The organism is Bradyrhizobium cosmicum, from assembly GCF_032290525.1.
GTDB classification, from domain to species: Bacteria; Pseudomonadota; Alphaproteobacteria; order Rhizobiales; family Xanthobacteraceae; genus Bradyrhizobium; species Bradyrhizobium cosmicum_A.
The window spans coordinates 68317-79267 of sequence record NZ_JASXTA010000001.1; the positions used below are offsets into that span (position 1 = coordinate 68317).

Sequence of the window (10951 nt, forward strand, 5' to 3'; positions counted from 1 at the left end):
CGGAATCTTGAGAGACCCGGCTGAGCAGAAGGCCCGCAATCCGACCGTCGATGAGGCAACATATTTAGCGATTGAACGCGGCGAGATCCAAGCCACACGGGCGGAGCGTCTTGGCGTTGATGAGCGGACCGCAGAACATATCCCCTGGGCTGGCATTGGGCTTTCGGGCGGCGGAATTCGCTCGGCGTCGCTTTCGCTCGGAGTGCTGCAAGCATTGGCTGAAAAGGATTTGTTGAAACGGTTCGACTACATTTCCAGCGTCTCGGGCGGTGGATATGTCGCCGGCGCTCTACAATGGTGGTGGCACCACGGACCACGAGACGACAGCAAGAAACCGTCTATCGAGTTTGGATTAGGACCAAGAGACTTCCCGTATGGCCCGGCGCGAATTGCTGTGGGACCCGAAACGGGACAGTCGTTGCTTCAGGGGAGACGCAATCTTGCGTTCCTCCGTTCACACAGCTCTTATCTGATCCCTGGTAATGGGCTGACGAGCTGGTCGATGGTCACGGTGCTGCTTCGGACCATCGTCATTAGTCTGTTTACCTGGCTGCTAGTCCTGACGGCCTGTTTTGTCTTTTTGCACTATCTGAACGAAACGGTCGAAGGCTGGGTCCCCAGGATGGTCTCTCCTCTCGGGCCGCTCGTGCCCTCGCGGTGGGACAGTTTGGGCACGGTGGAGGAGCGCGCATTCCAGTATAGGGCGATCTATGCGATCGCCCTCTGGCTTTACTTCGGAATGATCGGCCTGTTCTGCACAGCAGCGATCGTTTTTGCTCTGGTCAGCAGGGCGCCGCAGGGCAGCAGCGCGCGTTGGACCATTCCGACATTCACGATCGTACTGCTGGCGTCTGTAGCATTTCTTGTGGATGTTGGTCGAAGATTTCATACGTTTGACGATAGCATTATTCCGGCCGTCGCAATTGCGGTGCTGATTGCGCTGGTTTCGTTGGCTATCGTGCTTGCCGAATTGCTTACCCCGCGGTCTCTGAATGCCAGCTACTGGCTCCGTCGGTCACTTGAAATAGTTCTTGGAGCAACACTTGTACCCTCCCTAGCTCTCTTGGCGTTCGCCCTCGTTCCTCTGGTTCCTCATTGGCTCTCCGGGCAATTGCAGGGCTCCAAGATCACTGCAGCGGGCACGTTTGGCTTGTTGAGTGGTATCGCCTCCGCACTATACGGATATTACACGTTCATACGAAACATCATCCCGAGCATGGCCGCCCAGATTGCGGCCACGGTTGGATCGGCGCTTTACCTCTATGCCACGCTTATGATCGCTTACTTCCTGGCGATCGTATTGGAGGGAGGAGTTGCCACAGGCGATTTCAATTATGTGCCCCCGCTCTTGCAAGCGCTGTTGCTCGTTGCGTTGGTGCTCGGATTCTACGCTAATATAAACTACGTGGGCCTTCATCGCTTCTACAGAGATCGTCTGATGGAAGCGTTCATGCCGACCGACGAGGCCGTCTGCACTTCGACCAGCCTTAGCTCCCCCTTGGCGGACAATCTTCTAGTCTCAGCTCTCAAAGCCGACGGCAAGTTACGTCCGGTTCCGTATCCGCTGATCAACACAAACCTGATCCTGTTAAACGATCGGCAGCACAAATACGCGGTCCGTGGAGGCGACAACTTCGTCATCTCGCCCCTCTTCGTGGGCAGCTCAGCCACGCTATGGCAGGACACCGATGCTTACATCTCTCAGAAGGGCCCGCTCACCTTGGCGTCGTCTGTGGCTGCGTCCGGAGCGGCAGCTACCGCTAGTGCAGGTTATATTGGCACTGGAATAACGATGAATCCCCTAGTGGCCGCTGTAATGTCGCTTTTGAACATTCGACTGGGACTATGGGTGCCAAATCCCGGTCGTCAGAGGATTGGGCCGTTCAGTCTCATTCCAACCTTCTTTTATCCTGGCCTTGTCTCGGGCGTCCTCTCGAGGAGGCACACTCACCAAAGTCGATTTCTTGAATTGACGGACGGGGGGCATTTCGAAAACCTTGGATTGTACGAACTCGTCCGGAGAAAGCTTCCGGTTATCCTAATCGTCGATGGAGAGGCTGACCCGAGCATCAGCCTGGCCTCCCTGGTGTCTGCGGCTCGCCGCATCGAACAGGACTTCAAGGCCACGCTCACCTTTTTCAAGGGGCGGGGACCTGAAAGCCTCATGATGGAACCTTCGAAGGGCTACCCGAGCGGAGTTCGCTACGCGGAGGCCCCGTTCATTGTTGGGCAGATCCGATATGATGGGGGGCAAAAGGGGGTGCTTATCTATTTGAAGTCGACGCTGATTAAGACGATCGACTTTACTACGGCGGGCTATCTCGCCACCAACCCGGCCTTTCCGCACGAGTCGACCGTCGATCAATTCTTCGATCCTGACCAATTCGATGCATATCGCTATCTCGGATATGAGGCCGCGAAAACGATGATCGACAGCCTTGATCTGCCGAATAAACTGTATTGTCTCGGGTAGTCCAACGAGCAGACCGGATCTGTGACGTTGATGTTCCCACGCAGCTTGATCGGATATGCTTTCGCCACGAGTTCAGTGGAGGCGTGGTGAATCAGGACGTTGTTCGTGACGAAATGCTTCTCTGATCGCGATAAACTCAATTGATCAAATGGCCTCGGCACCGATTGCGATCATTCGCACCGAGATCCGAGGTGAGCGCTATGACGATCGATCAACTCGTCCCCACATCCTGCGGCGTCATCGTGAAGCCGAGCCGATAGCGGCCGATCATGGGATTGTCTTGCGCACCCAGAGCGCCAAGCGACGACGGCGAAAGCGGGCTGGCGATCGCAGCCTCAATGATTTCGGGGTCGTAGCCTGACAGCAGCACGATCCAGTCGGCGGCGCCGTCCTTTCCCCGGATCTGCTGTTCGGTCGTCGGCGAACTCGTTCGCGGCGTATCGGTCAGGAGGAGGTGGGCGCCCGTTAGTCCCGGCTGCGATGCGAGGGCGCCGAGCGTATCGAGGAGGTGTGCCTGCAGCTCCGCAGCGCGTCCGACTTCCGGCGACAGCCTGATGGTGGCGAGCGAGCATGCGATCCCACCGCCAAAGCTCGCGGCGACACGGCACTGGCTGCGGACCATGCCGAGATGATGCGGCATCATCTTCGTCGACCACGGCGTCGGCGCGTCGAGGCGATCGAGATATCCCTTCGACGACAGGGTCTCGTGTTGCTCCAACTCGTAGAGCACGAAGAAACCTTCCGCGTCCGTCGTGCTGGTCCAGCGCGATCCGCGGCGGAAGCCGGGAATGCTCATCCGCTCCGGAAAGTGCTCGTGCGAATGCCAGTCGCCGAACTCGCTGCGTTGCTCGGAGCGAACGCTCCACCACATCGCGACGGCGGCCTTGCCGAGCAGTGACATGCTGACCTCCCTGTTTTGCTGCACCTTGCCTGCGCCCGGCGTTGCGGTGCTTCGAAGTGCTCTTCGCTGGGTACGCCATCAGCTTTTTGGATGATGGCATAATACCCCTGTTTTGCCCGACGCGTCAAAGGAGTTTCGTAAAATACGAAATTCGTTTGTCGCCAGAGGGTTGGCTACTGTGCATGGGGTTGTTTTTCCGTTTTTGGCTTTGTGCCTGCGCCATCTCATGCAAAAAGGGCCGCCCCTTCGGGCGGCCCTTTCGTTTGTGTTCAGATCAATGCCGCTTACTCCGCGGCCTGCTTCTGCGGCGGATCGAGCGCGCCGGACTTGTGGATCTCGGCGACCTGGTGATCGCTGAAGCCGAGCACCGAGCGCAGGATCTCGTCGGTGTGCTCGCCGAGCAGCGGCGAACGCTCGACGTCGCTCGGGGAATCCGACAGCTTGATCGGGTTGCCGACCGAGATGTACTTGCCGCGGGTGGGGTGATCGACCTCGACCACCGTGCCGGTCGCGCGCAGCGACTGGTCCTCGGCGATCTCCTTCATCGACAGGATCGGGCCGCAGGGGATGTCGTCCTTGTTCAGGATCTCCATCGCCTCGAACTTGGTCTTGGTCATCGTCCACTGCTCGATGCGGCCGAAGATCTCGTTGAGCCGCGGCAGGCGCGCCGCCGGCTTGGCGTAGTTGGGATCGGTCTTCCAGGTCGGCTCGCCGATCACATCGCAGATCTTTTCCCAGACCGGGGCCTGGGTGATGAAGTAGATGTAGGCGTTGGGATCGGTCTCCCAGCCCTTGCACTTCAGGATGCGGCCGGGCTGGCCGCCGCCGGAATCGTTGCCGGCGCGCGGCACGGCGTCGCCGAACGGAATGCCTTCACCGAACTGGCTGTACTCCTTGAGCGGGCCGTGGGCGAGGCGCTGCTGGTCGCGCAGCTTGACGCGGGCGAGATTGAGCACGCCGTCCTGCATCGCGGCGGTGACGCGCTGGCCCTTGCCCGAATGCGTACGCTGGTAGAGCGCGGTGACGATGCCGAGCGCCAGATGCAGGCCGGTGCCGCTGTCGCCGATCTGCGCGCCGGTGACGAGCGGCAGGCCGTCGCGGAAGCCGGTGGTGGAGGCGGCGCCGCCGGTGCATTGCGCGACGTTCTCATAGACCTTGCAGTCTTCATAGGGGCCGGGGCCGAAGCCCTTGATCGAGGCGACGATCATCTTCGGATTGATCGCCTGGATCTTCTCCCAGGGGAAGCCCATGCGGTCGAGCACGCCGGGGCCGAAGTTTTCCACCAGCACGTCGCACTTCTTGATCAGCTCGGTGAGGACTTCCTTGCCCTTGGGGTTCTTGGTGTCGAGCGTGATCGAGCGCTTGTTGTGGTTGAGCATGGTGAAATACAGGCTGTCCACATTCGGGATGTCCTGCAGCTGGCCGCGGGTGATGTCACCCACGCCCGGACGCTCGACCTTGATCACGTCGGCGCCGAACCAGGCGAGCAGCTGCGTGCAGGTCGGTCCGGACTGGACGTGGGTGAAGTCGAGAATGCGAACGCCCGTGAGCGCTTTGGTCATCGTGTTGCTCCGTATACTCTGTCTGCCCCTGCACCCGGCAGGGAATAAAGGGTTGAAGGGGAGGACTTACTTCTTCTTCTGCAAGACGCTCTGCGGATTGAGGTTGCCGATGCGGCCGCTCTCCGAGCCCGCGGCCGGATCGATCACCGCGTTGATGAGCGTCGGCTTGCCCGACGCCATGGCTTCGTTGACGGCGCGCTTGAGCTCGTCCGGCGAGGTGGCGTTCACGCCGACGCCGCCAAAGGCTTCCATCATCTTGTCGTAGCGGGCGCCCTTGACGAACACGGTGGTCGCCGGGTCGGCGTTGACGCTGTTGACGTCGGTGCCGCGATAGATGCCGTCATTGTTGAAGATGACGACGCAGATCGGAAGGTTGTAGCGGCAGATGGTCTCGATCTCCATGCCGGAGAAACCGAAAGCCGAGTCGCCTTCCACCGCCAGCACGGGATGGCCGGTCTCGAGCGTGGCGGCGATCGCCTGGCCCATGCCGATGCCCATCACGCCCCAGGTGCCGACGTCGAGACGCTTGCGCGGCTTGTACATGTCGATCACGCCGCGGGCGAGGTCGAGCGTGTTGGCGCCTTCGTTGACGAGGATCGCCTCGGGATATTCCTTGATGACGTTCTTCAGCACGCCGAGCGCGCCGTGATAGTCCATCGGCGACTTGTTGTTCATGAGCTTCGGCGCCATCTTGGCGACGTTCTCGTCGCGCTTCGACACGATGGCTTTGGTCCATTCCGCGGGCGGCGCGGTCCAGCCCGCGCTGATCGCCTGGTTGAAGGCGGAGACGACCGAGCCGATATCGCCGACCACGGGCGCGACGATCTCGACGTTGGAGTCCATTTCCCGTGGCTCGATGTCGACCTGGATGAATTTCTTGGGCGTTTCGCCCCAGCTCTTGCCTTTGCCGTGCGAGAGCAGCCAGTTCAGCCGCGCGCCGATCAGCAGCACGACGTCGGAGTCCTTCAGCACGGTCGAGCGGGCTGCGCCGGCGCATTGCGGATGGGTGTCGGGCAGCAGGCCCTTGGCCATGCTCATGGGGAGGAACGGCACGCCGCTCTTCTCGACGAAGCTCTTGATCTCCTCATCGGCCTGCGCATAGGCCGCGCCCTTGCCGAGGATGATGAGCGGACGTTTTGCGCTCTTGAGCACGTCGAGCGCGCGCTTGATCGAAGCGGGCGAGGGGATCTGCGCGGGCGCAGCATCGATCACCTTGACCAGCGACTTTTGGCCGGCCTCGGCGTTCATTACCTGGCCGAACAGCTTTGCCGGCAGGTCGAGATAGACGCCGCCGGGACGACCCGAGACTGCGGCGCGGATGGCGCGGGCAAAGCCGATGCCGATGTCCTGGGCGTGCAGCACGCGATACGCCGCCTTGCACAGCGGCTTGGCTATCGCGAGCTGGTCCATTTCCTCATAGTCGCCCTGCTGGAGGTCGACGATCTCGCGCTCCGAGGAGCCCGAGACCAGGATCATCGGGTAGCAGTTGGTGGTGGCGTGAGCGAGCGCGGTGAGACCGTTGAGAAAGCCGGGCGCCGAGACCGTGAGGCAGACGCCGGGCTTCTTGGTGAGGTAGCCGGCGATGCCCGCGGCGTATCCGGCGTTCTGCTCGTGGCGGAAGGAGATCACGCGAATGCCGGCGGCCTGCGCCATACGGCCCAAATCCGTGATCGGGATGCCCGGCACATTATAGATGGTGTTGATGCCGTTCAGCTTGAGCGCGTCAATGACGAGATGAAAACCATCCGTCAATTCCTGCTCGGTGCCCGGTGCCTCGGACTTGGTCGCGGTGTTCAGCATGGGCCTTGTCTCCCTGGTCTCAATATGCCGTTTAGGCTTCGCGGGCGAATGTTTCGCCCTTCTGGTGAACGTTGCTAGAACAGTTCCTGACCGTGCGCTTCGACGTAAGCGGCAAGGCCAAGGGTGTGGTCGCGGGCGCGCTTCTCGGCGAGCTCGGTGTCGCGCGCCTCGAGTGCTTCGATCATGCCGAGATGCTCGGGCAGGGAGGTCGCGGTGCGATCCTTGCGTCCGATGGTCAGCTGGCGATAGCCGCGCACATGCAACAGCAGATCGTTGGTGAGATCGACCAGCACGGGAGATTCCGACAGCGAGATCAGCGCCTGGTGGAAGGCGATGTTGGCGCGCGAATACTCTTCGACGTGATCCTCGGGCAGCCGGTCCTTGTTGAAGTCCTTGAAGTAGTCGCGCAGCGCCGTGATGTCCTTCTTGCGTGCGGTCGTGGTGATGAGACGCGCCGCCATGCTCTCCAGCGCCGCCCAGGCGCGGATCATGTCGACGATCTCGCTCTTGGTCCGGCGCACCACCATGATGCCGCGGCGCGGAACGGTCTTCACGAAACCGTCCTGCTCGAGCATCGCGATGGCTTCGCGGATGGGTGTGCGGCTGACGCCGAGACGTTCGGACAGCGCGCGCTCGTCGAGCATCACCGGCTCGGGCGTCGAGTAGATGTCCATCTTGAGGATGGCTTCCTTCAAGGCGTCATACGCCTTGTTCTTGAAGCTGCTCTCCGGGGCAATACGAACGATTGCGATATCTGCCTCGGCCATGTTCGGCAACGCCTTGGTTGGTTTCCGCAGTGACACGACGAATCTCCTCCAGTGGGAGTCGTCTTTTACAGGAATATAACGGGAAAGTTTTTGGCATACCAAATGCCAGAATGTCAAGCTGCCTATTTTTTGCAGCATTCTGGGCAGTGCGATCGCTTGACAAATTGGCTTCTGGCATACCAAATGCCATCGTCAGCCATTTTTGATCCACAGCGGCGGAGTAGCCTCGGCTTTATGCCGCTCCGTTCCGCGACATGGAACAGAGCGCGGCGAATGGCAAGCATCACGGGCAGCCGCAACACGTGCGCGCTTTGCAAAGAACGAACTAGGTCAAGGGAGAAGCCACATGTCCAATTCCAAAGATGCCGTCCGCAAGGTGCTTGACCAGGTCAAGGCGGACAACCGCACCAGCCTGACGGCGCCGGAAGGCAAGCTGGTCTGCGACGCCTACGGCATTCCCGTGCCGAAGGAAGGCGTGGCGAAGTCGGCAGGTGAGGCCGGCAAGATGGCCTCGTCGATGGGCTTCCCGGTGGTGATGAAGATCGTCTCGCCGGACATTCTCCACAAGACCGAAGCCGGCGGCGTCATCGTCGGTCTCAAGACGGCCGAGGATGCCGAGAAGGCCTACGAGACCATTCTCGGCAATGCCAGGAAATACAAGTCCGATGCCAAGATCGAAGGCGTGCAGGTGCAGCAGATGCTAGCCGGCGGCACCGAGGTCATCGTCGGCTCGATCACCGACGGCTCGTTCGGCAAGCTGGTTGCCTTCGGCCTCGGCGGGGTGCTGGTCGAAGTGTTGAAGGACATTACCTTCCGCCTCGCGCCCGCGACCAAGCAAGACGCGCTCTCGATGCTCGACGGCATCCAGGCGCACGAAATCCTGAAGGGCGTTCGCGGCGGCGAGCCGGTGAACCGCAACGCGCTGGCCGACGTCATCGTCAAGGTCTCGCAGCTCGTCACCGATTTCCCGGAGATCGTCGAGCTCGACCTCAACCCGGTGTTCGCGACGGCGAAGGACGCGATTGCTGCCGACGTCCGCATCGTCGTCGATTTCGCCTATGTTCCGAAGCCGAAGCCGCGCCCGACCGAAGAGATCGTCGCGGCCATGAGCCGCATCATGCAGCCGAAGGCCGTCGCCGTGGTCGGCGCGTCCGCCGAGGACGGCAAGATCGGTAACTCCGTGATGAAGAACCTCATCAACGGCGGCTACAAGGGCGACATCTACCCGATCCATCCCAAGGCCGCTGAGATCCTCGGCTACAAGGCCTACAAGAGCGTCAAGGACGTGCCGGGTGTGATCGACACGGCCGTGTTCGCGATCCCCGCGAAATTCGTGGCAGCTGCGCTCACCGAATGCGGCGAAAAGAAAATTCCCGGCGCGGTGCTGATCCCGTCGGGTTTTGCGGAAGCCGGCGCGCCGGAGCTGCAGGCCGAGATCGTCGAGGTCGGCAAGAAGTACGACATCCGCCTGATGGGGCCGAACATCTACGGCTTCTACTATACGCCCGCCAATCTCTGCGCGACCTTCTGTACCGCCTACGACGTCAAGGGCTCGGCGGCGCTATCGTCGCAGTCCGGCGGCATCGGCATGGCGATCATCGGCTTCTCACGCTCGGCGAAAATGGGCGTCTCGGCGATCGTCGGCCTCGGCAACAAGTCTGATATCGACGAGGACGATCTGCTCGCCTTCTTCGAACAGGATCCGAACACGGCGATCATCGCGCAGCATTGCGAGGACCTCAAGGACGGCCGCGCCTTCGCGGAAGCCGCCAAGCGCGTCTCCAAGAAGAAGCCCGTCGTCGTGCTCAAGGCCGGCCGCACCTCGGCCGGCGCCAAGGCGGCGTCCTCGCATACCGGAGCGCTCGCCGGTAACGACAAGATCTACGAGGACGTCCTGGCGCAGTCCGGCGTGATCCGCGCCCGGTCCCTGCGGCAGCTGCTCGAATTCGCCCGCGGCGTGCCGGTGCTGCCGACGCCGAAGGGCGAGAACGTGCTGATCATCACCGGTGCGGGCGGCTCGGGCGTGCTGCTGTCGGACTCCTGCGTCGACAACGGCCTGTCGCTGATGTCGATGCCGCCGGATCTGGATGCGGCCTTCCGCAAATTCATCCCGCCGTTCGGCGCGGCCGGAAATCCTGTGGATATCACCGGCGGCGAGCCGCCGATCACCTACGTCAATACGGTGAAGCTCGGCCTGTCGGACGAGCGCATTCACTCGCTGATCCTCGGCTACTGGCACACCATCGTCACGCCGCCGATGGTGTTCGCCCGCAACATGGTCGAGGTGAAGAAAGAGATGGAGGCCAAGGGCTTCGTGAAGCCGATCGTCGCCTCGCTCGCCGGCGACGTCGAGGTCGAGGAGGCTGCCGAATATCTCTACCAGAACGGCATCCCGGCCTACGCCTATTCGACCGAGCTTCCGGTCGAGGTCCTCGGCGCCAAATACAAATGGGCGCGCGGGGCAGGGCTGCTCTGAGCGTTATCTTGTCATCCCGGGGCGATGCGCAGCATCGAACCCGGGATCTCGAGATTCCGGGTTCGCGCTTACGCGCGCCCCGGAATGACGATAGCCAAAGCGGCAGGTCGCGATGAGCAGGAACGTGATCCGGCGCAAATCTCTCGAGCCCCGGTCGCCATCGGAGGCCGATCATGACGCGCGCGACGGTGGCGTGCAGTCCGTCGACCGGGCACTCTCGATCCTCGAGACATTGTCCGAGGACGACGAAGGCTATCGCCTCAGCGATCTTGCCGTTCGCACCGGCCTGTCGGCCTCGACCGTCCACCGTCTGCTCGCCACGCTGGAGAGCCGCCGCTTCGTGCAGTTCGACCGTGCCGAATCCAAATGGCATGTCGGCGTGCGCAGCTTCACGGTCGGCGCGAGCTTCGCGCGGCGGCGCAATTTCTCCGCGCAGGCGATTCCCTACCTGCGCAAGCTGCGCGATCTCACCCGCGAGACCGCCAATCTCGCCGTGGTCGACGACGAGTTCATCATCGTGCTGACCCGCATGGAGAGCCGCGAGATCATGCGCTCGCTGACCCAGGTCGGCGGCCGCGTTCCCATGGTGACATCAGGCGTCGGCAAGGCGGTGCTCGCAACCTATTCGGATGAGGACGTCGGCGCCGTCATCCGCCATCACGGCATGCCCCGCCTGACCGAGAAGTCGATCGTCCGGCCGGGCGATCTGTTCAAGGAGCTCGAAAAGATCCGCAAGCAGGGCTATGCGCTCGATGATGAAGAGGCCTGCATGGGCCTGCGCTGTGTTGCCGCCGTCGTCTACAACGACTGCGCCGAGCCGCTCGGGGCGATTTCGGTCTCCGGCATGACCAGCCGGCTGACCGATCAGAGGTTGCCGGAAATCGGGCAGATCGTCCGGGATGTTGCTGCCGAGCTGACGGCCGCGCTCGGCGGGGCAATTCCGGCGCCCCGCTGACCGGAAACCCGGGGGAT

Annotated in this window: 7 protein-coding genes; 3 read left to right on the top strand and 4 right to left on the bottom strand. The window is 61.9% G+C overall.

The features are described from left to right. Positions 1–7: 7 nt before the first annotated feature. Positions 8–2473 carry a patatin-like phospholipase family protein gene (locus tag QSV46_RS00300; protein ID WP_314944766.1) on the top strand — a complete coding sequence of 822 codons (2466 nt, stop codon included), beginning with the start codon at positions 8–10 and terminating at the stop codon, positions 2471–2473. A gap of 211 nt (positions 2474–2684) precedes the next feature. On the opposite strand, the gene QSV46_RS00305 is transcribed toward QSV46_RS00300, so the two are convergent. The 4 genes from QSV46_RS00305 to QSV46_RS00320 form a co-directional block, all read right to left on the bottom strand. After that, entirely contained in the window at positions 2685–3374 is a 690-nt protein-coding gene (locus QSV46_RS00305) for a hypothetical protein (protein WP_314944768.1), read from the bottom strand. 284 nt (positions 3375–3658) lie between these two features. After that, positions 3659–4936, bottom strand: a complete 1278-nt coding sequence (gene frc, locus QSV46_RS00310; protein WP_314944770.1) for a formyl-CoA transferase — start codon at positions 4934–4936, stop codon at positions 3659–3661. 66 nt (positions 4937–5002) lie between these two features. Further along, a complete protein-coding gene (gene oxc / locus QSV46_RS00315) occupies positions 5003–6736 on the bottom strand; it encodes an oxalyl-CoA decarboxylase (RefSeq protein WP_314944772.1) in 1734 nt (577 codons plus the stop codon). A gap of 74 nt (positions 6737–6810) precedes the next feature. Next, on the bottom strand, positions 6811–7503 hold the full coding sequence (locus tag QSV46_RS00320) for a GntR family transcriptional regulator (protein ID WP_314946425.1): 693 nt from the start codon (positions 7501–7503) through the stop codon (positions 6811–6813). 346 nt (positions 7504–7849) lie between these two features. On the opposite strand from QSV46_RS00320, the gene QSV46_RS00325 reads away from it, so the two are divergent. Together QSV46_RS00325 and QSV46_RS00330 are read left to right on the top strand one after the other, a co-directional pair. Continuing rightward, on the top strand, positions 7850–9979 hold the full coding sequence (locus tag QSV46_RS00325; RefSeq protein ID WP_314944774.1) for an acetate--CoA ligase family protein: 2130 nt from the start codon (positions 7850–7852) through the stop codon (positions 9977–9979). Positions 9980–10091: 112 nt separating this feature from the next. Further along, positions 10092–10934 carry an IclR family transcriptional regulator gene (locus tag QSV46_RS00330; protein ID WP_314944775.1) on the top strand — a complete coding sequence of 281 codons (843 nt, stop codon included), beginning with the start codon at positions 10092–10094 and terminating at the stop codon, positions 10932–10934. Positions 10935–10951 lie beyond the last annotated feature (17 nt).

Bases quoted from the DNA above. Each gene is read 5' to 3' on its own strand.
- QSV46_RS00330 (WP_314944775.1), top strand. From the start codon at position 10,092: ATGAGCAGGAACGTGATCCGGCGCAAATCTCTCGAGCCCCGGTCGCCA.
- QSV46_RS00325 (WP_314944774.1), top strand. From the start codon at position 7,850: ATGTCCAATTCCAAAGATGCCGTCCGCAAGGTGCTTGACCAGGTCAAG.
- QSV46_RS00320 (WP_314946425.1), bottom strand. From the start codon at position 7,503: ATGGCCGAGGCAGATATCGCAATCGTTCGTATTGCCCCGGAGAGCAGC.
- oxc (WP_314944772.1), bottom strand. From the start codon at position 6,736: ATGCTGAACACCGCGACCAAGTCCGAGGCACCGGGCACCGAGCAGGAA.
- QSV46_RS00305 (WP_314944768.1), bottom strand. From the start codon at position 3,374: ATGTCACTGCTCGGCAAGGCCGCCGTCGCGATGTGGTGGAGCGTTCGC.
- frc (WP_314944770.1), bottom strand. From the start codon at position 4,936: ATGACCAAAGCGCTCACGGGCGTTCGCATTCTCGACTTCACCCACGTC.